Genomic DNA, 23,877 nt, shown 5'->3' with positions numbered 1-23,877 from the left:
GGCAAGCCATAGTTTCCACTTTCGTTCGACAGGATTGTCAAATTTTGTAATCTCTCAGCCGCTGTTTTTCCTACAGGATGATTGAAGTTTCGTTATTTGTTCTTGTTATTGTAGTAAAAGAGCATGGAGCGGTACAACATGACCCCCACCACCAGGGGAAAGACGATCCCCAGCACCACCCCGTCCAGGGTGGCCAGGAAGGGCAGTCCGCCATTGCGGGCCACCATGGCCACCGACATCAGGACCACGGCCAGGGGGGATCCAGGCAAAGTGCAGCAGCTTCATCAGCCGCTTCTTTCCGGCGGGCAGGTCCGGCTCCAAGGTCTCCGGGTGCTTGGCGGTGCAGCGCACCGTGGCAACCGGCGCCCGGCCCATCTGGGTGTACAGCCGCTCTGCGGTATACTCCACCCCATCCAGCATAAACTCCGGGTACATCCCCTCTTTGGTGATGGTGATGTCCACCTGGTTCTCCCGGGCGAAGTCCAACAGCGCCTGGGTAAACTCCCGGGCGTTGGTCACGGCCCCCTCGGGGATGTAGGTAAAGGTGGCCTTCTGGAGAAACTTGCACATCTTTTTGTAGTCCTCTCTCCACTGGGTAAACAGGTGCTTCCGGTTCTCCTCCCGGTCCATCTCCCGCAAAATTGCGTCTACCTCCACGTCCCCGCTCAGTCCTTGGAGGGATTTACAAAACCGGATGGCGGTCTGTACCTCCTGCACCCGCTCCCGCAGCTGCCGCTCCTGGGCCGTGGCGGCGTCCTCCAGGGACGTCTTCCCATCCAGTACCTTTTGAATCTCCTCCAAGGGCATATCCACCATGCGCAGAGCCCGGATGAGCTTGAGCCGCTCAATATCCTGGGACGAGTAGTCCCGGTAGTCGTTGTCCTGATTGCGGGCGGGGTGCAGCATTCCCTTCTGCTCATAAAATCGGATGTTGCGCTTGGAAATTCCCGTCAGTTTCTCTGCCTCTTTGATGTTCATATCATGCGCCTCCTCTCTGGCTCTGGTGTCAAAATACACCTTTCACCTGGTGGAAGGTCAAGGGTTTTTGCAAAAAAGATTTCCTTTCACCCACAGAAACAACCAGCCAAGAGGCGGACACATCCCGCCTCTTGGCTGCTCTCACGGGTTCTCTTGGGTTTCCTCGGCCTGTCTTCGGTTGTAGTTTTCCACTAGGGCCGAACGGAAAATAAAGGCGCCCACAATCAGGGGCAGCATGATGGCCGCTGCAACGCTGCCATTGGCCAACACCACCGCCACCTCCGTGGCGATCATGCCCAGCAGCACCCACCCCAGCCGATAGCGCCGGAAGGTGCTCACATGCTCCCGACGGCTGCGGGGGCTCTGAAGTTCCTTTTCCTGTTCCATTAACGTAGTTCCTCCTTCCCTCATCACAAAGGAATGCGCTCATTCCGGTAGACGGTAATCAGCTGGTTGTCGCTGGAGAAAATGTACACATAGCCGTGGTAGATCAGCACCACGCCGTCCCCGTGCTGCTCCTGAATCTCCTGCACCAGCCGGGCGGAGGTGCGTTTGAGCTGCCGGGCGCTTTTGCCGAAGCAGTAGGCCTTCATGGCCAGGTCCTGGAGGTTCTCCACCGTCTTTCCCTGCATCCGCTCCAGCATGCGCTCCTTGGCGTGGACCGTCACCCCCACCGGATAGCGCTGGGGGCTGAGAAAGCCCTCGGAGCTGTACAAGGAGTCTGCATAATCGGCCACATCGTAGAGGCGATTATACCGCCCCTGGAGGTCCTTGCCATGGATATTATATCCCCGGCGGTCGTAGCCGTCCCGATCATAGCCCTGCTTATCATAGCCAAATCGGTCATAGCCCTCTCGATTGTAGCCCCGGGAATCATACCCCTGCCAATCATACCCGTTGCGGTCATAGCCCCGGGTGTCGTACCCCAGGCGGTCATAGCCTTCCCGGTCGTAACCTCGGGGATCATACCCCTCTTCATCGTACTGCTTCTCCCGCCAGGCGGGCTTTCCGCTGGGGGGACCCGAGCGTCTGTTCCGGTGGGACGGGAGAACCGCCCACACAATCACCGCCACACCCGAGAGCACCAGCACCACAACTAGCCCGATCAACAATTTCCAAGTGTCCAAGGTCTGCACCTGCCTCATCTGTATTAGGTTTATTCTACCATAAAGTCTCCAAAAAAGACAGAGGGAAAACATAAGGCGGAAGCGATCCAGCTTCCGCCCTGTTTTACCAGTACAATAATCCTATGATAAAGACCGCCAGTGCCAACACAGGCAGGAGCGTCCAGGAGATATATCGGCTGGCCATCTCCCACCCGGAGGGCTCTGCCTCCTCCACGTTGCTAATTTCAAAAAGAAGATGGAAGCGGAACAGCTCGTCGGCATACAGGATGGTGAGGGCCGTGGCCACACAGATGACCACGCCTAACACCCAACCCCACCAGCTTCCCGGATGGGTCAGCTCCGGGCCGTACATCACCTCCAGGATGGTGTAGGCCGAAGGCTCCATCATACTTGTAAGATTCCCGTATGCATCGAAGGATATCTCCATGGAGCTGTCCCGATGCATCTGGCTGCCATCCTGACGGTACACACGGAAGGTCTCACCCTCCCCGGATACACCGCCGTAAAAGAAGGTCTCCCCTCTCCGCTGCAACTGGATGCCCCGCACTCCCTCCGGCAAATCCACCAGGTTCGGGTCTTCCTGGACGGTATAGGGGCCGTAGGTCTTCTCCCCGTAGTAAAACTCCACGGTCTGGTCCGGGGACACGGTGAAGCGGGCCGTTTCTCCATACACCTTCCCCTGGTACACCGTATTCTCTCCCTCCTGGGTACGCAGCAACAGGCCATCCCGGTAGGAATAGGCCTGGCGGGAGGTGAGGATCGGATAGAGCACGGTGAACACCAGCACCATAGCCGCCATCAAAATCAACACACCCTTTTGATACCCATTCAACTCTCTCAGACGCTGCATAGTCACACCTACCTTTCCCGTTTTTCTCTCTCCTGACATTGTACCACACCTGTGCTTGGGGTGCCATATAAAGGGTGTAAAATTGTCTCTAGCCTTCTCTTTTCAAGTACAGCACGCCGGAGCAGTAGGTAACCGGTTCAAATTCCAGCTGTGGGAACGCCTCGTTTAGCTCCTCAAAGACAAAATAGATTTCGTCCTCGTCCCACTTCTCTGCCATCCGGCGGCGGCAGGCCTCCAACTCCTCCCGGGTGCGAAAGGCCACATCGCCCACGTAAATACAGCCATTGGGGGCCAGCAGCCCCAACAAGGCCCGGAAAAAGTGGACCTTTTGCGTGTCGGACAGGTGGTGCAGGGAATAGGTGGCAATAATGGAATCGTATTGCCGCCCCATCAGCTCGTTTGCCAGCCCCAGGGTAAAGTCCCCCTGATATAGGTGGGCCTCCGGCATTTTCTCCTGGGCCAGGTCGATCATCCGCTGGGAAAAGTCCTGCCCATAGATGGTGCAGCCCTGCTCATAGAGCTTGGTGGTCAGAGTCCCTGTACCGAAGCCAATATCCAGCACCTGTCGGCCGGGGTTGGTCAACACGTGATTGTAAATGGTATTTAAAATCTGCCCATAGCCCGCAAAGGGGTATTCGTCGTTTTCTTCTGATACAGCCACGCTCTTGTCGTAGCCGTCTGCCCAAAGGTCAAATTCCAGGTGATTTAACATATATTTTAGTTCCTTTCTCCGCTCAAATCAGCATCAGCACGCCTACGACCAATAACATCATCACCAGCGCCACGGCCAACATCCATTGTTTCTCCCGAACGGCCTCACAGATGTCCCGCAAATACCGCAAACCCAGCAGCCCCACGCTGAGAAAGACAAACAGCAATCCCAAGGGGGCACCGATGCGAAACACCAAACTGGGATATGCCGCTCCAGACAGCATGACCCCAAACAAGAGGACAAGTCCCAGGATTCCACTGGCAACGGTCAGTTTGGACAGCCTGTCTTTCATCGTGGAACACTCCCTTCCATTTATGCAATATTTTGTCTGTTTCCATTCAAACAACACGGATAAACGCCTATATTGTACTATGCTTTTCCTCACTAGTCACGAACTTTTTTCAGAATACTCGGGCTATGGCAAAAGCAGGATGGCCTACACCATCCTGCTTTTGTATCTCCATGTTATTCGTCCTTCCCGTCCTCATCGGTCTGAGACGGCATGTACTCCAAAATATCCCCCGGCTGACAGTGCAGCGCCTCACAAATGGCCTCCAAGGTGGAAAAGCGGATGGCGCTGACCTTCCCCGTCTTGATTTTCGACAGGTTTACATTGGCGATACCAACCTTTTCCGCCAGGGCATTGAGGGACATTTTCCGGTCTGCCATCACCCGATCCAATCGTAATACAATGGGCATAAGTTTCTCCTCATTCCACGTTACAGCGTCTCGTCGGACAGCTGCTGCAAGGTCTCCCCGTAGATAAAAATGCGCCGAAACAGCCGAATCAAAAAGAACCAAATAATAAAATCACCATCTCCTACCACGGTTAAGGAGCAGGATTCCACCATGTTTGCAGCAAACAGGGAAGAAATATCAATCATCTGGTCGTAAACCATGTTTGTTGCCAGTTGAAGAATCAGTCGAACCACACCAAAAATCAAGACCGTATAGGATAGCTTTTTCAACCCGTCGCTCACCGCCGTGTTGAACGGTTTTCCCTGTGTCATTGGTTCAAAAATACCTTGAAGGATTCGGATCGCGTAACAGGAAAGGCCCCCGTAAAGGACAATGTTCGCCAAGGACATCCATAAAATGTTGATCAGTTGTGCGCGGGAGTACCCCTGGCTGAGTTTCAACCTGTAATTTCCAATCGTAATGGAAACACCCTGGATGACTGCTGTATCATCCATAAAAATCAACGATGCAATCATGATACATGCAGAGACAACGCTGACAACGACGACAATCCAAAACAGAATTCGCAGGATTTTCTGCACCAGCTTGGTGGATTTCATAATTTTCTCCATATAGCTCCCTCCTTATTTTGTGGATTTCTCTACTTGCATTATACGAGTGGTATATATCTTTGTCAATATATTTTTAACGATAAACATTAAATTTTATATATCTTATATAAGAAGGGCGAGGACACTCAACTCGTGTCCTCGCCCTGGTCTTATCCTGCCGCCTGGAGCATATCTCCAATATAGATGCCATAGCCAGAGGTGGGGTCATCCACCATGACATGGGTGACGGCCCCGATGATCTTTCCGTTTTGGAGAATGGGGGAGCCGCTCATGCCCTGGACAATGCCTCCGGTTTTGTCCAGCAGCCGGGGGTCAGTGACGTGGATGAGGTAGTCCCGGCCCCCGTCCTGGCTGTCCGGGTAGACCTTGAGAATCTCAATCTCGTACTCCTCCACCTGGTTGCCGGAGATGTTGCTGAGGATGGTGGCTTTCCCCGCCTTCACCTCGTCCCGGCTGGCCACCTCCACCGCCTGGCCGGAAAACCAGCTGGTGTCGGTCATGGTACCGTAAATGCCACAGGAGGTGTTGTCGTCCAGCTCACCCAGGGTCACGTCCGCCTCAAAGATGCCCCGCAGCTGTCCCGGAGTTCCACACTGACCCTTGTCCACCCCGGAAACCGTGGCGGGCAGAATGCTGCCGCTCTCCAGGGGCATGAGCAGGGCAGTGTCCACGTCGTTGATGCCGTGGCCCAGGGCCCCGAAGGTCCCGGTCTGGGGACAATAGAAGGTGACGGTACCAATGCCCGCCATGGAGTCCCGAATCCAGGCCCCCAGCTTATACGCCCCGTCGGCGGAGCACAGCACCGCCTGGGCGGTCAGCTGCACCTGCTCCTCATTGCGGATGGCCCGGATGCTCATGGTCTCCCCCTCCAGCTCCTGCAAGAGGGCGGACACCTCCTCAATGGTATCCACCTCGGTGGAGTTGATATGGGTGATGATGTCCCCCTCCCGCAGACCGCAGTCCTTGGCCGGATTCACCGCCCCGTTCTGGGTGGAAATTTCCGAAGTTCCCACCACCACAACGCCATCGGAGAAGAGCTTGATGCCCACGGCACGCCCCACTGGGACCACGTTCAAGGTGTCGGCTCTGGCGCTGCCCAGGACTGGCCACAGGGCCAGAGCTACCACCAGCACCACCAGGACGACCCGCAGCACCGCCTGGGTCATCCCCACCCATGGTTTGATCTCTTCGTTCAATGATCCTCACCGCCTCTTCGTTCACAATTTGGGCGTTCGCCCAATCCTTAATGTGCCTGAGACGGCGGGGTTTCTTCCGTGGAAAAGGGAGGGCCTTTTGGAAAAGCCCGAAATGAAGCGAAAAAACTTTTGTGTTTCACCACGGTTTCATTCATAGTTTGCCCCACTGCGGGCATAACTTGTAGTAAGAAACGAGGTGAGAGCTGTGAAATTTTTTCAAAAAAAGACGATTTTTACCCTGATTTCCGCCCTGATCCTGGGGGTAGGGCTTCATTTTCTCTTCTCCTGGCTGCCCAGCCCCATCACCGCTCTGGTCTCTCCGGTGCGGGAGAGCCTGTGGGAACATCTGAAAATCCTCCTCATCCCCCTGCTGCTGTCCGGGCTGTATCTCACCCATGGTCGGGGCCTGGACGGTCTGGCCCCCTGGCTGCTGACCCTGCCCATCATCGGCGGGGCCATGCTGCTGCTGAGCTACCTCTACCACGTCCCCTTCCAGGGCGAAGGGATGGCCTTTGACCTCATGTTGTATGTGGTACTCATGGTGGCAGGGTTTGTGCTGGCTCAGGTCCTGGCCCCGCTCACCCAGCGGCCCTTCCTTCCCACCCTCTGCCTGGTGGCGGCTCTGGCGGTGGGTTGGATGATGATCTGGTTCACCTTCTTCCCCCCGGATATGGTAGTTTTCCTGGACCTGAGCAAACATACTCCCACCTTTTATATCCTGCCCAAGTAAAAAAATCTGCACCGATTTCCCGGTGCAGATTTTTTTAGTCAAGACTGTTGAGATACTCCTCTACGTCGAAGGGGTCCAGGCCGCTGTCCTTACGGAGATACAGGGGGTGGTGGGGGTGGCCCTTTTTAGACCGCTTCCCGGCGGTGTACCAGGCCGCCCCATGGGTCTGGCCGATGGCGATCATGTCCCGAACACAGGCGGGCAGATAGTCCCGCTTTTCGATGATGGTGCCCCAGGCCGCCCAGATGGCAGGCTGAGTGTCCTCGTAGAGGGAGAGGACATAGTCAAAGGCCTTCATGTTCTCCTGGTGGAGCGCCTCATTGCAGTGCTTTTCCATGTGATCCGGGTCGGTGGCCCGCTGGGGGTAGACGTTGAACATGACAAAGCTGTCAAAGCCGTTGTGGAGGGCCACCCGCTCCACCGACTTCAAGGTGTTGTCCAGATCGTCGGGGGCGGCAGTGGAAGGGTTGATGCCCACACAGATGAGGGGCCGCTTGCCCCGGGTGGCCAGAATGTATCGGTATTCGCAGTAGAAGGGGGGCACGTACAGCCACCGATTGACGTCATAGTCCTCTTTGGGGGTGAGCGCCTGGTCCAGGGCCTCTTGGAAGGGCAACAGCTCAAGCAAGCTGGTTGCGCCGCTGGGAATGTGCATGGAGGGTCCTCCTTGATGTTTTTTCCCATCATACCACGGGGACGGGGAAATGGAAAGCGTCCCCGCCTTGCTTTTTTTCTCCCGGTCGTTTATCATACTGATATCGACTTTGGAGAGGAGGGCTGTTTATGCCAAAGCAGCGCCATCACTGGGTGGGCATGCGCATGGTAAAGACCGTCATTGCCGTGTTTATCTGCGGTATCTTCGGCTATGTGCGGGGCGAGCCCGCCTTTTATTCTATGATTGCCGCGGTCATCTGCATGCAGAACTCCACCGACAAGACCATCACCTCCTCGGTGAACCGGGCCATCGGCACCCTGGTGGGCGGCCTGTACGGTATCATTATCCTCTACGGCCTGGAGTTCTTCCACGCCGAGAATCTGGACTTGCTGCGCTATACCCTGGTGTCCCTCACCATCATCCCCCTCATTCGCACCGCCCTGGTGCTCAAGCGGCCCTCCAGCGCCTCTCTGTCCTGCGTGGTGTTTCTGTGCGTCACCGTCAACCACAACACGGACAGCTCCCCCGCCCTCTTCGCCCTCCAGCGTATGGTGGACACCCTGGCGGGCGTGGCGGTGACCTGTGTCATCGACCTGCTGCTGCCCTACCACCCCAAGCCGGAAGAGGTTGCCGCCCCTGCCGAGCCCCCTGCCACCACCGACACCACACCCAAGGAGCCCAAATCATGACATATACTCAGGTCCTTCCCGCCCGTTTTCTCTCCCGCCCCAACCGCTTTGTGGCCCAGGTGGAGGTGGACGGACGCACGGAAACCGTCCATGTAAAAAACACCGGGCGGTGCCGGGAACTGCTCATTCCAGGCCGCACCGTCTACCTCACCCCAGGCAATAACCCCAAGCGCAAGACCCCCTATGACCTCATCGCCGTGGACAAGGACGGCCTGCTGGTGAACATGGACGCCCAGGCCCCCAACCAGGTCTTTGCCGAGTGGGCCAAGGCGGGACACTTCGTCCCCGGCCTCACCCTGCTGCGCCCGGAGACCACCTGGGGCAACTCCCGCTTCGACTTCTACTGGGAGGCGGGGGACCGCCGGGGCTTTGTGGAGGTGAAGGGGTGCACCCTGGAGGAGGATGGCCACTGCCGCTTCCCCGATGCCCCCACCACCCGAGGCGTGCGCCACCTGCAAGAGTTGGAAGCCAGCCTGCAAGAGGGCTATGAAGCCGCCGTGTGCTTTGTCATTCAGATGGCAGGCATGAAAGATTTCGCCCCCAACGACGCCACCCACCCGGAGTTTGGCGCCGCCCTGCGCCAAGCCGCAGCGGCGGGGGTGCAGGTGTTGGCTCTGGGGTGCACCGTCACCCCGGACACCTTAACGATGGCCGAGCCGGTGGCAGTAAAGCTGTAACTTTCCGATACATAGGAGGAGTCCCCCATGGACCAAGCGTTAGTGGAACGTACGGAACAATTTCTCAAAGACACCTTTTCCAACAGTGTATACCTACAAGCCCACCCCACCGACTGGGAATACCGCATCCAGCACTCCTATCGGGTGGCCAATCTGGCCAAGTACATCGCCCAGCAGGAGGGCCTGGACGTGACCGACGCCGTCATCGCCGGGCTGCTCCATGACATTGCATACTGTGAGGAAATGCCCACCCAGGAGGCACAGCGCAACCACGGCCACCACTCTGTGGGTGCAGCGGCTGGAATATTACATTTCCTTCTACCAGCGGCTCCAAGACCAGCTCCGCAACAGCACCCAGATTCTCTAACTGCCCACAGGCCTGGAAAAATTCGTTGCTTTTTCCCGCCTGTGACGGTATAATGAGTAGGTTATTAACGAATGAAGGAGCGTGTCCCTATGCCTGAGGAACTCAACCCCGTAGTGTCCCAGAATTTTATCCACAATTTCATTGATGAGGATATTGCACAGGGCGGCCAGTACCAAGGCATGACCGTCCACACCCGTTTTCCCCCCGAGCCCAACGGCTATCTCCACATCGGCCACTGCAAGGCCCTGACCATCGACTTCGGCACTGCCGAGAAGTACGGCGGTCTGTGCAACTTGCGTATGGACGACACCAACCCCGCCAAGGAGGATACCGAGTACGTGGAGGCCATCCAGGAGGACATCCACTGGCTGGGCTTTGACTGGGGCGACCGATTCTTCTACGCCTCGGACTATTTTGAGAAGATGTACGAGTATGCCGTGGAGCTCATCAAGAAGGGCCTGGCCTACGTGTGCGAGCTGACTCCCGAGGAGTTCCGTGCCAACCGCGGCTCCATCGGCGTCCCCGCCACCTCTCCCTGGCGTGACCGTCCCATCGAGGAGTCTCTGGACCTGTTCGCCCGGATGCGGGCCGGAGAGTTTGAAAACGGCAAATATACCCTGCGTGCCAAGATCGACCTCAATAGCGGCAACTTCAACATGCGGGACCCGGTGATTTACCGCATCAACCACGCCCATCACCACCGCCAGGGCAACAAGTGGTGCATCTACCCCATGTACGACTTCGCCCACCCCATTGAGGACGCCCTGGAGGGGATTACCCACTCCCTGTGCTCCCTGGAGTTTGAGGACCACCGCCCCCTGTACGACTGGGTGGTGTCCAACGTGTCCATCCCCTACCACAAGCCCCGCCAGATCGAGTTTGCCCGACTGGGTATCAACTACACCGTGATGAGCAAGCGCAAGCTGCGCCAGCTGGTGGAGGAGCACCGGGTGTCCGGCTGGGACGACCCCCGTATGCCCACCCTGTGCGGCCTGCGCCGCCGTGGCTACACCCCCCGTTCCATCCGCAACTTCTGCGAGCGCATCGGCGTGGCCAAGGCCACCAATACCATTGAGTACGCCTTTTTGGAGTACTGCCTGCGGGAGGACCTGAACGAGACCGCCCAGCGGGTGATGGCGGTGCTGCGTCCCGTGAAGCTGACCATCACCAACTATCCCGAGGGTCAGAGCGAGACCTTCGAGGTGGAGAACAACCCCAACCGTCCCGAGGACGGCACCCGCACCGTCACCTTCTCCCGCAACCTGTACATTGAGGCGGAGGACTTCCTGGAGACTCCCATCCCCAAGTACAAGCGCCTGACCCCCAACGGCCTGGAGTGCCGTTTGAAGGGTGCCTACCTCATCACCTGTACCGGATGCGTCAAGGACGAAAACGGCAACGTGGTGGAGGTTCTGGCCACCTATGACCCCGAGTCCCGAGGCGGCAACCCCGCCGACGGCCGCAAGGTGAAGGGCGCCACCATCCACTGGGTGGACGCCGCCACCGCTCTGGATGCGGAGATTCGCCTGTATGACAACCTGTTCTCCGACCCTGACCCCGACGCCGGAGACAAGAACTTCCTGGACTGCCTGAACCCCCACTCTCTGGAGGTGCTCCAGGGTGCCAAGGTGGAGGCCAGCCTGGCAGGTGCCCAGAAGGCCGACCGCTTCCAGTTCATGCGTCAGGGCTACTTCTGTGCCGACAGCCGGGACAGCAGCCCCGAGCACCTGGTGTTCAACCGAGCCGTGTCCCTGAAGGACAGCTTCAAGCCTCAATAAGTGATGTTTCGCCGGAAGCAGCAAAACCGCTGCTTCCGGCTTTTTCTGTCTTACCGGGCAGGTCTGGGCCGGAGAAATCCATGGAGGTTGGGCTTTACGGTATGCCGGGGGATATGATATACTACTTTAGACTCTAATTGTACGAGATAGAAAGGACCTATACCATGGAAATTGATGGAGTTGTGGTACAAGATACCTACTTTTACAAAGATATGAACCTGTCCGAGGCCATTATGAAGGCCCTGGACAAAAAGGGCTTCACCCAGGCCACCGCCATCCAGGGCGGGGCCATCCCCTACTTCATGCAGGGACGGGACGTGGTGGCCAAGGCCCCCACCGGCACCGGCAAAACCTACGCCTTCGGCATCCCCATGGTGGAACATGTGGACCCGGAGTCCGACCAGGTGCAGGGCCTCATCCTGGCCCCCACCCGGGAGCTGGCGGTGCAGATTCGGGACGAGCTGCGGGACCTGTGCGCCTTCCGGGAGGGGGTGCGCATTGTGTGCCTGTACGGCGGCCAGCCCATTGACAAGCAGATTACCCAGCTGAAAAACCGGCCCCAGATCGTGGTGGCCACCCCCGGCCGCCTCATGGACCACATGAAGCGGCGCACCGTGCGCCTGGACGGGGTGCAGACCGTGGTGCTGGACGAGGCCGACCGGATGCTGGACATGGGCTTTATCCAGGACGTCACCCGCATCCTGGACAAAATCCCACACCGGAAAAACTTAGGCCTCTTCTCTGCCACCATCAGCCGGGAGGTGATGGACATCTCCTGGGTGTACCAGCGGGACCCGGTGGAGATCACGGTGCGTCCCGTGGAGGAGAACCGCCCGGATATTCAGCAATACCGCATTGATTTGGAGGGCCGGGAACAGAAATTGGAGACTCTCATCGCCCTGCTGGAGGGCGGGGAGTATGAGCGGGCCATTGCCTTCTGCAACACCAAAAACATGACCGACCGCCTGGCGGGCCTGCTGTCCATGCGTGGCATCTCCTGCAAGGCCATCCACGGCGACATCCAGCAGCGGGTGCGGGAGAAGACCCTCCAGCAGTTCAAGGCTGGACAGCTGCGGGTGCTGGTGGCCACCGACGTGGCCGCCCGTGGCCTGGACATTGACGACGTGGACGTGGTGTTTAACTACGACGTGCCCGACGAGCAGGAAAACTACGTCCACCGGGTGGGCCGTACCGGTCGGGCCAAGCGCCATGGCGTGGCCTACACCCTGGTGGCCTCGGTGACCGAGGCGGTGCGGATGCGGGACATTGCCCGCAACACCCGCATGGATATCCAGCTTTTGAAATATGATAAGGATGGCTGTCTCATGCTGGTAGACGGCGAAAACAGCTAAATTCTCGTTTGAAGGAAGGTATGTATGTCTGGATTTGACCTTTCCGTATCCATCTCCCTGGTCACCGTCTTTGTCCAGGGCATTCTGAGTTTTTTCTCCCCCTGCGTCCTCCCCCTCCTCCCCCTCTACCTGGGCTACCTGTCCGGCAGCATGGGGGACGCCCAGGGGGCCCAGACCTCAAGGGTGAAAACCCTGGTGAACACCCTGTTCTTTGTCATCGGCATTTCCGCCGCCTTCTTCCTGCTGGCGCTGGGTATGACCGCCCTGGGCCAGGCCCTGCACCAGTATCAGAAGATCATCATCCAGGTGGGGGGCATCCTCATCATCGCCTTTGGTCTGTTCCAGCTGGGGGTCTTTCGCCCCATGGCCCTGGAGCAGGACCGGCGCATCCGCTTCCCCCTGCAAAAGCTGGCCATGAGCCCCCTGGTGGCCCTGGTGTTCGGCTTCACCTTCTCCTTTGCCTGGACCCCCTGCGTGGGCCCCGCCCTGGCCAGCGTGCTGCTCATGGCGGGCTCCGCGGACACCGCCCTCCAGGGCTTCGCCCTCATCGGCCTGTACACCTTGGGCTTTGTCCTGCCCTTCCTGGCGGTGGCTCTGTTTGCCGGGGGACTGTTGAAGCTGTTTCAGAAGCACCGCAACGTGGTGCGCTACACCGTGAAGGTGGGCGGAGCGCTGCTGGTGGTCATCGGCCTTCTCATGGTCACCGGGTGGATGGACACCCTGTCCGGGTCCCTGGCGGGCTCTGATCCCCAGGCCACCCCCACCGTCCAGGTGACCCAGCAGCCGGAAGTCACAGACACTCCAGAGGCCACCGACGCCCCAGAGGAGAGCCAGGCCCCCATTCCCGCCTTGGACTTCGCCCTCACCGACCAGTTTGGCAACACCCACACCCTGGATCAATACAAGGGAAAGACCATTTTGCTGAACTTCTGGGCCACCTGGTGCGGGCCCTGCCGCAGTGAGATGCCCGACTTGCAGGCGGTCTACGAGGACTACGGCAAAAACGAGAAGGACCTGGTGGTGCTGGGGGTAGCTGCCCCCAATCTGGGCCAGGAGGGCTCGGCGGAGGACATCTCTGCCTTTTTGGAGAAAAACGGGTACACCTACCCCACCCTCATGAATGAAGATGCCAGCCTCTTCTACTCCTACGGCATCTCCTCCTTCCCCACCACCTTTATGATCGACAAAAACGGCAACGTCTATGGCTATATCATGGGAGCACAGTCCCGGGAGGTGTTTGACGACATCATCCAGCAGACCATGGACGGGGCCAATTCCTAACCGGGAGGCTTTTTTATGGAACTTCGTGTTCTGGCCATCGGAGACGTGGTAGGCGAGAGCGGCGTGGACTTTCTCTGCCGCCACCTGCCCACCCTCCGCCGCCAGTATGACATTCATTTTACCGTGGTCAACGGGGAGAACGCCGCCTCCAACGGTCTGATGCCCCAGCAGGCCCGGGACATCTTCTCCGCCGGGGCGGACGTCATTACCATGGGCAACCACACCTGGGGCAAGCGCCAGATCGTAGACGAGATGGAGCGCAACCCCTACATTCTCCGCCCCGCCAACTACACCAGCCGGGCCCCCGGCCGGGGCTGGGGCATCTTCGACGGCCCCCGGGGCACCACCATCCGGGTGGTCAACCTCATTGGCCGCTGCTCCATGGACTCCAACTTCGACAACCCCTTCACCAAAATGGACGAGATTTTGAAGGAGGGGGACGCCACCCTCACCCTGGTGGACTTCCACGCCGAGGCCACCAGCGAGAAAATCGCCCTGGGCTGGTATCTGGATGGGCGGGTCCAGGCCCTGTGGGGCACCCACACCCATGTGCCCACCGCCGACACCCAGGTCTTTCCCAAGGGGCTGGGCTTTGTCACCGACCTGGGCATGACCGGACCCACCCAGTCGGTGATCGGCATCCACCCCTCCCAGGCCATCAACCGCTTCCTGGGCGGCCTGCCCCAGCGGTTCCAGCCCGCCGACGGCCCCTGCGGCATGGACGGGGTGCTGTTTACCATCGACACCAACACCCGCCGCTGCCTCAGCGTGGAGCGGGTGGACATTGACGGATAAGGAGGACTCCCCATGCGTATTCTACACGCCGCGGACCTCCACCTGGACTCCCCCCTCAGCAGCCTCCCCGCCCCCCAGGCCGCCCAACGGCGGCGGGAACTGCGGGACCTCCCCCGCCGTCTGGCCCAACTGGCCCAGGCGGAGGGGGCAGACCTGGTGCTGCTGGGGGGAGATTTGTTGGATGCAGAGCGGGTCTACCCCCAGTCCATCCAGGCCCTCACCCAGGCCCTGGGGGAACTGTCCGTCCCCGTCTTCATCGCCCCCGGCAACCATGACCCCTACACTCCCCAGTCCCCCTACGTCACCGCCCAGTGGCCCACCAACGTACACATCTTTTCCACACCCCAGATGGAAGCTGTGGAACTTCCTGCCCTGAATGCCGTGGTCCACGGCTGCGCCTTTACTGCTCCCCACCGGGAGGACTCCCCCCTGTCCGGGTACACCGTGCCAGAGGACGGGCGGCTGCACCTCCTCTGCGTCCACGGGGAGGTGGCCCCCATGGGCCGCTACGCTCCCATTTTGCCCGGTCAACTGGGTGCCACCGGGGCACACTACGCCGCTTTGGGCCACGTTCACCGCTGCTCGGGATTGCAGCGGGAGGGGAATACCTTTTGGGCCTACCCCGGCTGTCCCGAGGGCCGGGGCTTTGACGAGGCGGGAGAAAAGGGCTGTCTCATTGTCGACGTGACCCACCAGGGGACTACCGCCAAATTCGTCCCCCTGTGCTGCCGGGAGTACCGCACCCAGGAAGTGGACATCTCCACCCTGTACCAGACCTTGGCGGGGCTGGAGTACTCCGACGACCTGGTACGCCTCACCCTCACGGGAGAGGCGGAAACGGTGCCGTCTCTGGCCTCCATCACCCAGCAGGCGGCCCCCTATTTCTTCTACGTGGAGGTCACCGATGCCACCACCCTGCCCAAACAGCTGTGGCAGCGGGCGGGAGAGGACTCGCTGACGGGCCTTTTCCTGCGCACCATGTCGGAAAAAATTCGGGTGGCTCCCCCGGAGGAGCAGGCCCGGCTCATCTTGGCCACCCGCTTCGGGCTGGCTGCTCTGGAGGGAGAGGAGGACATTCGAGCATGAACATCATCTCCATGACCGCCACCTTCGGCAAGCTGGAGGGGGCCACCCTCACCCTCTCCCCCGGTCTCAACATCCTCACCGCCCCCAACGAGTGTGGAAAATCCACCTGGGCGGCCTTCCTCACCGCCATGCTCTACGGCATCGACACCCGGGAGCGGGATAAGGCGGGACACCTGGCCCAGAAAACTAAGTATCAGCCCTGGTCTGGGGCCGCCATGGCGGGGGAACTCCGGTTGGAGTGGCAGGGGCAGCGCATCACTCTGCGCCGCTTTGCCAACCGCTCCGGCCCCTTCGGGGGCTTTGAGGCGGTGTACACCGCCACCGGGGACCCGGTGCCCTTCCTCACCTCCGCCAACGTGGGAGAGACCCTCACAGGGGTGAGCCGGGAGGTGTTTGTCCGCTGCGCCCTGGTGGGCCAGGGGGACACCGCCGTCACCGCCGCCCCGGATTTGGAGCGGCGCATCGCCGCTCTGGCCACCACCGGAGAGGAGGAGGTCTCCTACTCCGCCACCGTGCGCACCTTGAAGGACTGGCGCAACCGCCGCCAGGCCAACCGCTCCACCGGGCTCATCCCCCAGCTGGAGGGAGAACTGGGGCAGGTGCGCCGCACCCTGGAGGACACCGCCCAGGCTCGGCAGACCCAGGCCCAAGCTCGGCAGGAGCTGGCTGGACTGCAAGTGCGCAAGCAGCAGCTGGAGCGTCAACTGGAGCAGCACCAGGCCTACCGCCAGCAGGCCCTCAACCAGCGGTATGCCCAGGCCCTCCAGCAGCAGGCCCAGGCCCAACAGGCTCTGGAGTCTCTCCCCGCCCCGGACCCCCGCTTCCGGGGGCTCACCGCCGCCCAGGCCATGGAGCAGGCGGGAAACTTCAACCAACAGGGCCAGGAGCACAGCCGCCAGCGGCAGCAGGCCAAGGCCAGCCGGAACCGCCTGTCCGCCGCTTTGAGGCTGTGGGTGCCGATACTGGGTGTGGTGGGCCTGCTGCTCATCATCCTGGGCTTTTTTCTCACCCTGTACCCCCTGTCCTTTGTGGGCTTCGGGTGCATGGCGGTGGCTGTCCTTGTGGCCATGGTATTGGTGGCCAAAATGGGTAAATATGATAAAATTCTGTACGCCCCCGCCCCACCCCAGGGGGAGAATATGCAGGAGGCGTTGCAGCGCTATCTGGACTGGCTGACCCAGCGGCAACAGCTGGAGGCCCAGGCGGGCCACGCCGGGGAACGGGTGGCAGACTTGGAGGCCCAGGGGGCCCAGCGCCCCACCGCTTCGGTGACGCCCCCCACCGCAGACCCCCACGTGCTCACCGCCCAGCTGCGGCAGGTGGAGGGCCAGATGGCCCAGTGGCAAACCCGCCTGGACCAGGCCACCGGGGCTTTGGGCCGGGACACGCTGGAAACGGAGAGCCGCCGGGACGAGCTGGCGGGGCAGATTGCCCAGCGACAGGAGGAGTATCAGGCCCTGACCCTGGCCCTGGAGGGGCTGGAGGAGGCCAATGCCACCCTGCGCCAGCGGTTCTCCCCCGCTTTGAATGAGAAGGCGGGGCAGCTCCTGGGCCGACTCACCGGGGGACGGCATAAGGGCCTTACCCTGGCCCGGGACCTGTCCGCCCAGGTGGAGCAGGAGGGGGTGCAGCTGCCCCACTCCCAGCTGTTTCTCTCTGCGGGTGCCCAGGAGCAGCTGTATCTGGCCCTGCGTTTGGCCCTCTGTGACCTCACCGCCCCCCAGGCCCCTCTGGTGCTGGACGACACCCTGGCAAACTTCGACGATACCCGGGCCGCCGCTGCCCTGGAGCTGCTGGCCCAGCAAGCCCGGGAGCGGCAAGTGCTTCTCTTCTCCTGTCACAGCCGGGACGCGGCGTGGGGGGAGCAGCACGGGGCGAATGTCACCAAGCTATCATGAAATTCCCTCTCTACCCCTGAGTCAACCAGAAGTCGAGGGAAGGAAACTGTCCGTCGGTTGCATTCCACCCCTGATTTTGCTATCATGACGTTATCAACGACAAGGGAGTGGTCTGGTCATGGCAAAGACGCTGGGCGCACGCATTGCAGAGCTGCGCAAAGAAAAGGGAATGACCCAGCTGGAGCTGGCGCAACAGATGGGGGTTACAGATAAAGCGGTGTCCAAATGGGAGCGTGACCTGTCCTGCCCCGACATCAACACGGTCCACCGTCTGGCTGACGTGCTGGGAGTATCCCTGGATGACTTGATGCAGACCTACACCCCGGAGAAGCAAGAACATGAGGTGTCCATCCATCTGTCCACCATCGCACGAGCCGTGGCTCTGGCCATGGGGGTGGCGGTGGTGGTGCTGCTGCTCCTGAACGAGTTGACCGTCTCCAACGGTATGGGCATGTTGGGCATCGGATTGGCATGTTCCGCCCTGGCCCAGTTTGACAACCGTAAATAACCGATGAAGCACCCCCGGAAGCGTTGGCTTCCGGGGGTGCTTTTTGTTATTTAGGGCTGCACATCTCTTTGGCTCCCTCCGGGAGGGAGGCTTTGAGTCTGGCAGTTACCGGAAGCCAAGCCCCCGACCGCTGGGAACAGCGGCTCACCAGAGTAAGACCCTGGGAATAGAAGTACCATTATACAGAGGAGCAGGCACCACCCACAGAATGTCTACGCCATCTATGTGACAGGAACCAGTCCAGGGCCGCAAAGAGGAGGACGCAGGGACACCCAGTACCGCGGGGTGGATTCCACAAGGCGGGGGAAGGCCCCGCCTTTGGCGGTCTTTGGTGACTTTCTGGCGGCAGAAAGTTACCCCAGCGGAGCGTCCCTGCCAGGCTGGCAAGCCGGAACCATAGGCGGTTAGATGGTCAACTCCTTGTCAGCCCTACAGCTACCAGCTCCCTTTACACAGGGAAGCCAAACATCTTTATTTAGAACAAGAGACCACCCTTTGGGGTAGTCTCCTGTTTTTCTATGGATATTCTTTATATCAATTTTGATAATAAAAAGCAAAAAATTAATCGCCAATTTCGATTACTTCATAATCAGCACTGACGGCATCTTCAAGAGGATAATCACCCGGATTTGAGTTATATCTATCTTCTGCGCCCTGCTCAACGCAAGCGCACATATAAGCTCCATGATCTGCGGCGGCTTCTTCGGTTTCAAAAACTTCATCTTCCATTTCGCTGGTTCCATCTGAATAGTGCATCATCACTCTGTATTTAGACATTTTATAGACCTTCTTTTCTCACTTATGATACAGCTTATTGCTCTGATAGTGGGGGGTGCAGGTCATGCGCAGGCCCAGCTTCTGATACACATTGCTGTCCGCGGCGGAGAGAATCACCGAGGAGTGGGCGTCGCAGCCCCGCAGCTTGTCCAGCTGGGACAGGGCCAGATCCGCCTGGGGATCGGTAGCGGCGGAGATGGCCAGGGCAATGAGTACCTCGTCGCTGTGCAGCCGGGGGTTCTGGCTGCCCAGGTGCTGAATCTTCACCTTCTGGATGGGCTCAATGGCCTCTCGGGAGATCATGTGCACCTCATCCCCCAGCCCGGCCAGCTTCTTCAACGCGTTGAGCAGGGCGGCAGAGGAGGAGCCCATGAGCTCGGTGGTCTTGCCGGTGACGATGGTGCCGTCGGGCAGCTCGATGGCGGCGGCAGGCTCTCCCGTCTCCTCGGCCCGGGCCTCAGCGGCGGCCACCACGGGGCGGTCGGCGGTGGACACTCCGGCCTGCTTCATCAGCAGCTCCAGCTTGTACACGCTCTCCTTGTCCCCCTGGCCCCGGCGCACGTCACACAGGGCGGTGTAGTAGCGGCGGATGATCTCCTGACAGGCGGCGGCTCGCACCACTTCGTCGTCCACGATGCAGTTGCCCGCCATGTTCACGCCCATGTCGGTGGGAGACTTGTAGGGGCTCTCTCCCATGATCTGCTCGAACATGGCCCGGAGCACGGGGAACACCTCAATATCCCGGTTGTAGTTCACCGTGGTCTGGCCGTAGGCCTGGAGGTGGAAGTGGTCGATCATGTTCACGTCGTTGAGGTCCACGGTGGCGGCCTCATAGGCCAGGTTCACCGGGTGCTGGAGGGGCAGGTTCCAGATGGGGAAGGTCTCAAACTTGGCATAGCCCGCCTTCACCCCACGGCGGTGGTGGTGATAGAGCTGGGACAGACAGGTGGCCATTTTGCCAGAGCCAGGGCCGGGAGCCGTGACCACCACCAGGGGCCGGGTGGTCTCAATGTAGTCGTTGCGGCCATAGCCCTTGTCGGAGACGATGTGGGGAATGTCGTGGGGGTACCCGGCAATGGGATAGTGGAGGTACACCGTGACACCCAGGTCCTCCAGGCGGCGCTTGAAGGCGTCGGCGGCGGGCTGCCCGGCGTACTGGGTGATGACCACGCTGCCCACATACAGGCCCTTGGAGCGGAAGGTGTCAATGAGGCGCAGCACGTCCTCGTCGTAGGTGATGCCCAGATCGCCCCGCACCTTGTTCTGCTCAATGGCGGCGGCAGCGATGGCAATGACCACCTCTACGCTGTCCCGCAGCTCCAACAGCATGCGGATTTTGCTGTCCGGGGCAAACCCAGGCAGCACCCGGGAGGCATGGTAGTCGTCAAAGAGCTTGCCGCCAAACTCCAGGTACAGCTTGCCGCCAAACTGGGAAATTCGCTCCCGAATGTGGGCGGACTGCATCTCCAGGTACTTTTGATTGTCAAAACCGATTTTATTTGCCATCCTCACACGTCGGCTCCCGGCCACCCGGAAGCCATCCTCCCTCTTTACACATTATCCCCGAAATTTTATCACATATCCCACCGTCAAACAAGGATTTTCTCAAAAAACACCCTCCATTTCCCGCACGAGAAATGGAGGGTATTTTTGTCGAATTTGCCTCTTGTCACAGTTCTCGCTTCTGGTAGAAGCGGATGGACAGCCACCAGGAGCCGAGGTAGATCAACACTGCCACCCCGGCCACTGCGGCCAGAGGCCACAGCCCGCCTCCCATCACCTGCACCTGGAACCCCATTCCGGCCAGCACAGTAGCCGCGGCGGTAAACAGACCAATGGTAATGTAAAAGGCCATACGCCCCTTCTCCGCCCCATACTTGAATACATAAGGCAGGATCACGGCAGGCCCTATGCACCCCAACACCAACAGGGCGGTTCCCACCAAAGCAAACTGCTCCAGAACAAATCCCTCTCCCGTCAGCATACGCACAGTAGTGGCTGCCATGGAAACGAGAAATGCCACCGCTCCGAAACACAGGCCCACCAAATACTTGGCGCTCACCAACTGCACCCGGGTGTAGGGCAGCGTCCCACTGTAAGCCGTCCACTTGTCATGCTCGTCGTAGGAAAGCAAGGTCATGGGTATCACGCTGGCAATCATGATGGGGTAAATCAGGAAAAAGATATTATCATCGCCCGTAAACGATACGGCCAAAAACACCGCCACGATTACAAGAAACGCCCGGCAATACCGCCACGACAGATAAAAATCCTTCAAAAGCAGCCCTTTCATGTTACGCCGCCTCCTTCACCATAAAGATAAACAGCTCTTCGATGCTCACAGGGCTCACCTGCATCCCGGCAGGCACCCCGTCCCGGCGCACCAGAGCCTCCACCCCGTAGGGGGACGCCTTGACCCCACGCACCGCCTGGGCATCCAACTCAGAGAGCTGCTCCTTGGAGCAGTGGATGAGCCCGTACTCCTCCAGCAGTCGGTCCTTCTCCTCACACAGCATCAGCTTTCCCTTGTGCAAAAAGGCGATGTAGTCACAGATTTTCTCCAAATCGCTGACAATGTGGGAGGAAATGAGCACGGCGTGGCTCTCGTCCCGGGTAAACTCGCTGAACATCTCCACCACTTCGTCCCGCACCACCGGGTCCAGCCCCGAGGTGGCCTCGTCCAAAATAAGCAGTTTGGGGTGGTGGGACAGGGCCACCGCAATGCCCAACTTCATCTTCATGCCCTTGGAATACTCCTTAAAGGGGCGTTTTCCCGGGAGATTCAGCTTTTTGAGGTACTGAGCGTACAGCTCTTTATCCCACTTGGTATAGGTGTGAGCCATGATTTTTCCCACCTGCACGGCGCTCAAGCAAGAGGGAATGCCCACCTCGTCCAGCACCACCCCGATGTCCTGCTTGGTGAGAAGCATATCCTCCCGGTTGTCCCGGCCCAGGAGAGTGATGGTGCCCTCGTCCCGGTGAATCATGTCCAGAATCAGCTTGATGGTGGTGCTCTTGCCCGCTCCATTCTCGCCGATAAGGCCCATGATACACCCACAGGGCAGGGTGAGATTTAAATGATCCAGGGTAAACTCCCCGTAGTCTTTGGTTAAATTCCGAATTTCCAGTGCGTTCATGGTCTCACTCCTCCATACTCAGGCGGAACATCTCCAGCAGTTCCTCTTTCGTCAACTGGCAGCTGGCCGCCAGCTTCCCAATCTCCTCCATGTGAGCCTCAATTTGCTTCAAGGTCTCCTCCCGCAACAGCTCCACATTCTTGGGGGCCACAAAACAGCCCTTGGCGGGGAGCGTGTAAATAAATCCCTCCCGCTCCAACTCCTCATAGGCCCGCTTGGTGGTGATGACGCTGATGCGCAGGTCCTTGGCCAGGTTTCGGATGGAGGGGAGGGCCTGGTCCGCCTCCAGCTCCCCGCTGATGATCTGATTTTTGATCTGGGTGTAAATCTGATCGTAGATGGGGGACCCACTGCGGTTGTCAATGTAGAGATTCAAACCATCACCTCGTTTGCTTTCTGTGTATACACAGTATATACAGTAGCCACAGTCTTGTCAATAGGGCTGGGAAATTTTTATTGGCTCCCTGTCTTGGTACAGCACAGCCTCCCCTCTTGCCTTTTCCCCGCTCCGTCACTATAATGTGTGGTATCCGTGACCATTCATCGGCTGGGAGGTGCCCTATGAAAACCATCGCCATCATTGACGACGACATCCACATTGGAGATGTCCTGGAGCAGCTGCTGCACCGGGAAGGCTATCAAGTGCTGCGGGCATACTCGGGCACCGAGGCCCTCTACCTGCTCTCCCAGCAGCGGCCCGACCTGGTGCTGCTGGACCTGATGCTTCCCGGCCTGTCCGGGGAGGAGGTACTGCCCAAAATCCAGAGTTTCCCCGTCATCATCCTCAGCGCCAAGGGGGACGTGGAGAACAAGGTGGAACTGCTCCAGGCAGGCGCGGTGGACTACATCACCAAGCCCTTTCACCCCCAGGAACTGCTGGCCCGCATTGGGGTGCATCTCCGCCGCCCCCGTGGAGAGGAGGAAGGCCAGGTGCTCACCGTGGGGGAACTGAGCCTGGACCCCCTCTCCCGCCAGGTGACGGTGGCCGGGCAGGAGGTACACCTGACCAAGACGGAGTACGCCATTTTGAAGCTGTTTCTCCAGCACCCCAATCAGGCCCTGTCCAAGAGCGTCATTTTGGAGCGCATCAGCCTGGACACCCCGGACTGCACCGACAGCTCCCTGAAACAGCACATGAGCAACCTGCGGAAGAAGCTGCGTCAGGCCAGCGGCAAAGAGTACCTCCAGTCCGTGTGGGGCATTGGCTTTCGCCTGACCGCTTCTTAAAATCTTGATGATTTCTTGACCCATTTCTTCACCGCTTCCTTGACCCCTCTCTGGTACACTATCCCCATCAAGCGCAAGGAGATAAATTATGATCGACTGGTGTAAACGTCATCCCATCCTCTTTATGGCCGGGTATCTGGTGTTCTACCTGGTGTGCTTTGGAGCCCTGGAGCACTTTATCAAACCGGAGTGGATTGTCCACTGTTTTCTGGACGACTGGATTCCCTTCTGTAAGTATGCCGTCATCCCCTACTTCGCCTGGTTTGTGTGGGTGCCCGCCACCTTGTTCTGGCTTCTGTTCACCCAGCCCCGGCAAGAGTTCTGGCGGCTGTGTCTGCCCCTGTTCGGGGGCATGACTCTGTGCGTGGCCCTGTGCGCCCTCATCCCCAATGGAGTGGACCTGCGCCCGGACTCCATCCCCGGCAACGACTTCTTTACCCAGGTGGTGCGGCAGCTGTGGGGGGTGGACACCGACACCAACGTCTGGCCCTCCATCCACGCCTTTAACTCCATGACCGTGGCCCTGAGCTATCACCGCTGGGCCAAGGCCAAGCCCTCCACCCAGCGCCGGGTGGTGTGGGGGTGTATGCAACTTTTGAATCTGTCCATTCTGGCCTCCACGGTACTGCTGCGGCAGCACAGCGTCATTGACCTGTTCTGCGGCGTGGCCCTGGCCCTGGTGCTGGACTACGTGGCGGACTACGTGACAGTACACGCCCGGGTGTGGATTCAGCAGGAGGCGTGAGC

General features: G+C 59.4%; 28 protein-coding genes. 13 read left to right on the top strand and 15 right to left on the bottom strand.

What is annotated here, in order from left to right:
• Positions 1-105: 105 nt before the first annotated feature.
• From B5F22_RS06600 to spoIVB, 9 genes are all read right to left on the bottom strand, one after another.
• On the bottom strand, positions 106-978 hold the full coding sequence (locus B5F22_RS06600; RefSeq protein WP_087391931.1) for a MerR family transcriptional regulator: 873 nt from the start codon (positions 976-978) through the stop codon (positions 106-108).
• Positions 979-1,119: 141 nt separating this feature from the next.
• On the bottom strand, positions 1,120-1,365 hold the full coding sequence (locus B5F22_RS06595; RefSeq protein WP_087391929.1) for a hypothetical protein: 246 nt from the start codon (positions 1,363-1,365) through the stop codon (positions 1,120-1,122).
• A gap of 23 nt (positions 1,366-1,388) precedes the next feature.
• Positions 1,389-2,087 carry a hypothetical protein gene (locus B5F22_RS06590; RefSeq protein ID WP_143482201.1) on the bottom strand — a complete coding sequence of 233 codons (699 nt, stop codon included), beginning with the start codon at positions 2,085-2,087 and terminating at the stop codon, positions 1,389-1,391.
• Between the two features lie 121 nt (positions 2,088-2,208).
• The gene (locus B5F22_RS06585) at positions 2,209-2,955 is read right to left on the bottom strand and encodes a hypothetical protein (RefSeq protein ID WP_087391925.1); all 747 of its coding nucleotides are present in this window, start codon (positions 2,953-2,955) and stop codon (positions 2,209-2,211) included.
• Between the two features lie 88 nt (positions 2,956-3,043).
• Complete coding sequence (locus B5F22_RS06580; RefSeq protein ID WP_087391923.1) at positions 3,044-3,667, bottom strand: class I SAM-dependent methyltransferase; 624 nt, start codon at positions 3,665-3,667, stop codon at positions 3,044-3,046.
• A gap of 22 nt (positions 3,668-3,689) precedes the next feature.
• A complete protein-coding gene (locus B5F22_RS06575) occupies positions 3,690-3,959 on the bottom strand; it encodes a hypothetical protein (RefSeq protein WP_087391921.1) in 270 nt (89 codons plus the stop codon).
• Between the two features lie 173 nt (positions 3,960-4,132).
• Positions 4,133-4,366 (bottom strand): helix-turn-helix transcriptional regulator, encoded by a 234-nt coding sequence (locus B5F22_RS06570; RefSeq protein WP_087233622.1) that lies wholly within the window; start codon positions 4,364-4,366, stop codon positions 4,133-4,135.
• 20 nt (positions 4,367-4,386) lie between these two features.
• Positions 4,387-4,977, bottom strand: coding sequence for a hypothetical protein (locus B5F22_RS06565; RefSeq protein WP_087372662.1), 591 nt, complete (start codon positions 4,975-4,977; stop codon positions 4,387-4,389).
• Positions 4,978-5,126: 149 nt separating this feature from the next.
• Positions 5,127-6,173 (bottom strand): SpoIVB peptidase, encoded by a 1,047-nt coding sequence (gene spoIVB / locus B5F22_RS06560; protein WP_242955071.1) that lies wholly within the window; start codon positions 6,171-6,173, stop codon positions 5,127-5,129.
• Between the two features lie 205 nt (positions 6,174-6,378).
• Here spoIVB and B5F22_RS06555 point away from each other — a divergent pair, with 205 nt between their 5' ends.
• Positions 6,379-6,903 (top strand): DUF6512 family protein, encoded by a 525-nt coding sequence (locus tag B5F22_RS06555; RefSeq protein WP_087391919.1) that lies wholly within the window; start codon positions 6,379-6,381, stop codon positions 6,901-6,903.
• A 34-nt stretch (positions 6,904-6,937) separates the two neighbouring features.
• Here the strand turns inward: B5F22_RS06555 and B5F22_RS06550 are convergent, their stop codons facing one another.
• Positions 6,938-7,558 carry a DUF1643 domain-containing protein gene (locus tag B5F22_RS06550; RefSeq protein WP_087391917.1) on the bottom strand — a complete coding sequence of 207 codons (621 nt, stop codon included), beginning with the start codon at positions 7,556-7,558 and terminating at the stop codon, positions 6,938-6,940.
• A gap of 128 nt (positions 7,559-7,686) precedes the next feature.
• On the opposite strand from B5F22_RS06550, the gene B5F22_RS06545 reads away from it, so the two are divergent.
• From B5F22_RS06545 to B5F22_RS06500, 10 genes are all read left to right on the top strand, one after another.
• Entirely contained in the window at positions 7,687-8,247 is a 561-nt protein-coding gene (locus tag B5F22_RS06545; protein ID WP_087391915.1) for an FUSC family protein, read from the top strand.
• Complete coding sequence (gene sfsA / locus B5F22_RS06540) at positions 8,244-8,924, top strand: DNA/RNA nuclease SfsA (RefSeq protein ID WP_087391913.1); 681 nt, start codon at positions 8,244-8,246, stop codon at positions 8,922-8,924. The genes B5F22_RS06545 and sfsA overlap by 4 nt, the downstream gene beginning before the upstream one ends.
• Positions 8,925-8,951: 27 nt before the next feature.
• Complete coding sequence (locus B5F22_RS06535; protein WP_087391911.1) at positions 8,952-9,344, top strand: HD domain-containing protein; 393 nt, start codon at positions 8,952-8,954, stop codon at positions 9,342-9,344.
• Positions 9,345-9,380: 36 nt separating this feature from the next.
• Entirely contained in the window at positions 9,381-11,069 is a 1,689-nt protein-coding gene (locus tag B5F22_RS06530) for a glutamine--tRNA ligase/YqeY domain fusion protein (RefSeq protein WP_087233641.1), read from the top strand.
• Between the two features lie 164 nt (positions 11,070-11,233).
• Positions 11,234-12,421: a DEAD/DEAH box helicase gene (locus tag B5F22_RS06525; RefSeq protein ID WP_087391909.1), complete on the top strand. Its 1,188-nt coding sequence runs from the start codon at positions 11,234-11,236 to the stop codon at positions 12,419-12,421.
• 24 nt (positions 12,422-12,445) lie between these two features.
• Positions 12,446-13,702: a cytochrome c biogenesis protein CcdA gene (locus B5F22_RS06520; protein WP_087391907.1), complete on the top strand. Its 1,257-nt coding sequence runs from the start codon at positions 12,446-12,448 to the stop codon at positions 13,700-13,702.
• Between the two features lie 15 nt (positions 13,703-13,717).
• Complete coding sequence (locus B5F22_RS06515; protein WP_087391905.1) at positions 13,718-14,497, top strand: TIGR00282 family metallophosphoesterase; 780 nt, start codon at positions 13,718-13,720, stop codon at positions 14,495-14,497.
• 12 nt (positions 14,498-14,509) lie between these two features.
• Entirely contained in the window at positions 14,510-15,583 is a 1,074-nt protein-coding gene (locus B5F22_RS06510) for a metallophosphoesterase (protein ID WP_087391903.1), read from the top strand.
• Positions 15,580-17,481: an AAA family ATPase gene (locus tag B5F22_RS12465; protein WP_204210544.1), complete on the top strand. Its 1,902-nt coding sequence runs from the start codon at positions 15,580-15,582 to the stop codon at positions 17,479-17,481. The genes B5F22_RS06510 and B5F22_RS12465 overlap by 4 nt, the downstream gene beginning before the upstream one ends.
• 118 nt (positions 17,482-17,599) lie before the next feature.
• Positions 17,600-17,989, top strand: coding sequence for a helix-turn-helix transcriptional regulator (locus B5F22_RS06500; RefSeq protein ID WP_087391901.1), 390 nt, complete (start codon positions 17,600-17,602; stop codon positions 17,987-17,989).
• 561 nt (positions 17,990-18,550) lie between these two features.
• On the opposite strand, the gene B5F22_RS06495 is transcribed toward B5F22_RS06500, so the two are convergent.
• The 5 genes from B5F22_RS06495 to B5F22_RS06475 form a co-directional block, all read right to left on the bottom strand.
• On the bottom strand, positions 18,551-18,766 hold the full coding sequence (locus tag B5F22_RS06495; RefSeq protein WP_087391899.1) for a hypothetical protein: 216 nt from the start codon (positions 18,764-18,766) through the stop codon (positions 18,551-18,553).
• Positions 18,767-18,784: 18 nt separating this feature from the next.
• Positions 18,785-20,272 carry a DUF1846 domain-containing protein gene (locus tag B5F22_RS06490; protein ID WP_087391897.1) on the bottom strand — a complete coding sequence of 496 codons (1,488 nt, stop codon included), beginning with the start codon at positions 20,270-20,272 and terminating at the stop codon, positions 18,785-18,787.
• 163 nt (positions 20,273-20,435) lie between these two features.
• Positions 20,436-21,059, bottom strand: coding sequence for an ABC-2 transporter permease (locus tag B5F22_RS06485; protein WP_087391895.1), 624 nt, complete (start codon positions 21,057-21,059; stop codon positions 20,436-20,438).
• A gap of 1 nt (position 21,060) precedes the next feature.
• Positions 21,061-21,903 carry an ABC transporter ATP-binding protein gene (locus B5F22_RS06480; protein ID WP_087391893.1) on the bottom strand — a complete coding sequence of 281 codons (843 nt, stop codon included), beginning with the start codon at positions 21,901-21,903 and terminating at the stop codon, positions 21,061-21,063.
• Between the two features lie 4 nt (positions 21,904-21,907).
• A complete protein-coding gene (locus B5F22_RS06475) occupies positions 21,908-22,279 on the bottom strand; it encodes a GntR family transcriptional regulator (RefSeq protein WP_087372489.1) in 372 nt (123 codons plus the stop codon).
• A gap of 185 nt (positions 22,280-22,464) precedes the next feature.
• On the opposite strand from B5F22_RS06475, the gene B5F22_RS06470 reads away from it, so the two are divergent.
• Together B5F22_RS06470 and B5F22_RS06465 are read left to right on the top strand one after the other, a co-directional pair.
• Positions 22,465-23,130, top strand: coding sequence for a response regulator transcription factor (locus B5F22_RS06470; RefSeq protein ID WP_087391891.1), 666 nt, complete (start codon positions 22,465-22,467; stop codon positions 23,128-23,130).
• Between the two features lie 88 nt (positions 23,131-23,218).
• Positions 23,219-23,875, top strand: a complete 657-nt coding sequence (locus B5F22_RS06465; RefSeq protein ID WP_087391889.1) for a phosphatase PAP2 family protein — start codon at positions 23,219-23,221, stop codon at positions 23,873-23,875.
• Positions 23,876-23,877: the final 2 nt, after the last annotated feature.

This window comes from Pseudoflavonifractor sp. An187 (genome assembly GCF_002160275.1).
Taxonomy (GTDB): Bacteria; Bacillota; Clostridia; order Oscillospirales; family Oscillospiraceae; genus Enterenecus; species Enterenecus faecium.
This window is presented reverse-complemented; position numbering and strand designations above follow the sequence as displayed.

Coding starts and splice junctions, on each gene's coding strand:
- sfsA (WP_087391913.1), top strand. CDS start 8,244: ATGACATATACTCAGGTCCTTCCCGCCCGTTTTCTCTCCCGCCCCAAC.
- B5F22_RS06535 (WP_087391911.1), top strand. CDS start 8,952: ATGGACCAAGCGTTAGTGGAACGTACGGAACAATTTCTCAAAGACACC.
- B5F22_RS06550 (WP_087391917.1), bottom strand. CDS start 7,558: ATGCACATTCCCAGCGGCGCAACCAGCTTGCTTGAGCTGTTGCCCTTC.
- B5F22_RS06525 (WP_087391909.1), top strand. CDS start 11,234: ATGGAAATTGATGGAGTTGTGGTACAAGATACCTACTTTTACAAAGAT.
- B5F22_RS06470 (WP_087391891.1), top strand. CDS start 22,465: ATGAAAACCATCGCCATCATTGACGACGACATCCACATTGGAGATGTC.
- B5F22_RS06545 (WP_087391915.1), top strand. CDS start 7,687: ATGCCAAAGCAGCGCCATCACTGGGTGGGCATGCGCATGGTAAAGACC.
- B5F22_RS06565 (WP_087372662.1), bottom strand. CDS start 4,977: ATGGAGAAAATTATGAAATCCACCAAGCTGGTGCAGAAAATCCTGCGA.
- B5F22_RS06495 (WP_087391899.1), bottom strand. CDS start 18,766: ATGTCTAAATACAGAGTGATGATGCACTATTCAGATGGAACCAGCGAA.
- B5F22_RS06480 (WP_087391893.1), bottom strand. CDS start 21,903: ATGAACGCACTGGAAATTCGGAATTTAACCAAAGACTACGGGGAGTTT.
- B5F22_RS06570 (WP_087233622.1), bottom strand. CDS start 4,366: ATGCCCATTGTATTACGATTGGATCGGGTGATGGCAGACCGGAAAATG.
- B5F22_RS06580 (WP_087391923.1), bottom strand. CDS start 3,667: ATGTTAAATCACCTGGAATTTGACCTTTGGGCAGACGGCTACGACAAG.
- B5F22_RS06515 (WP_087391905.1), top strand. CDS start 13,718: ATGGAACTTCGTGTTCTGGCCATCGGAGACGTGGTAGGCGAGAGCGGC.
- B5F22_RS06520 (WP_087391907.1), top strand. CDS start 12,446: ATGTCTGGATTTGACCTTTCCGTATCCATCTCCCTGGTCACCGTCTTT.
- B5F22_RS06490 (WP_087391897.1), bottom strand. CDS start 20,272: ATGGCAAATAAAATCGGTTTTGACAATCAAAAGTACCTGGAGATGCAG.
- B5F22_RS06500 (WP_087391901.1), top strand. CDS start 17,600: ATGGCAAAGACGCTGGGCGCACGCATTGCAGAGCTGCGCAAAGAAAAG.
- B5F22_RS06530 (WP_087233641.1), top strand. CDS start 9,381: ATGCCTGAGGAACTCAACCCCGTAGTGTCCCAGAATTTTATCCACAAT.
- B5F22_RS06485 (WP_087391895.1), bottom strand. CDS start 21,059: ATGAAAGGGCTGCTTTTGAAGGATTTTTATCTGTCGTGGCGGTATTGC.
- B5F22_RS06465 (WP_087391889.1), top strand. CDS start 23,219: ATGATCGACTGGTGTAAACGTCATCCCATCCTCTTTATGGCCGGGTAT.
- B5F22_RS06585 (WP_087391925.1), bottom strand. CDS start 2,955: ATGCAGCGTCTGAGAGAGTTGAATGGGTATCAAAAGGGTGTGTTGATT.
- B5F22_RS12465 (WP_204210544.1), top strand. CDS start 15,580: ATGAACATCATCTCCATGACCGCCACCTTCGGCAAGCTGGAGGGGGCC.
- B5F22_RS06595 (WP_087391929.1), bottom strand. CDS start 1,365: ATGGAACAGGAAAAGGAACTTCAGAGCCCCCGCAGCCGTCGGGAGCAT.
- B5F22_RS06575 (WP_087391921.1), bottom strand. CDS start 3,959: ATGAAAGACAGGCTGTCCAAACTGACCGTTGCCAGTGGAATCCTGGGA.
- B5F22_RS06600 (WP_087391931.1), bottom strand. CDS start 978: ATGAACATCAAAGAGGCAGAGAAACTGACGGGAATTTCCAAGCGCAAC.
- B5F22_RS06510 (WP_087391903.1), top strand. CDS start 14,510: ATGCGTATTCTACACGCCGCGGACCTCCACCTGGACTCCCCCCTCAGC.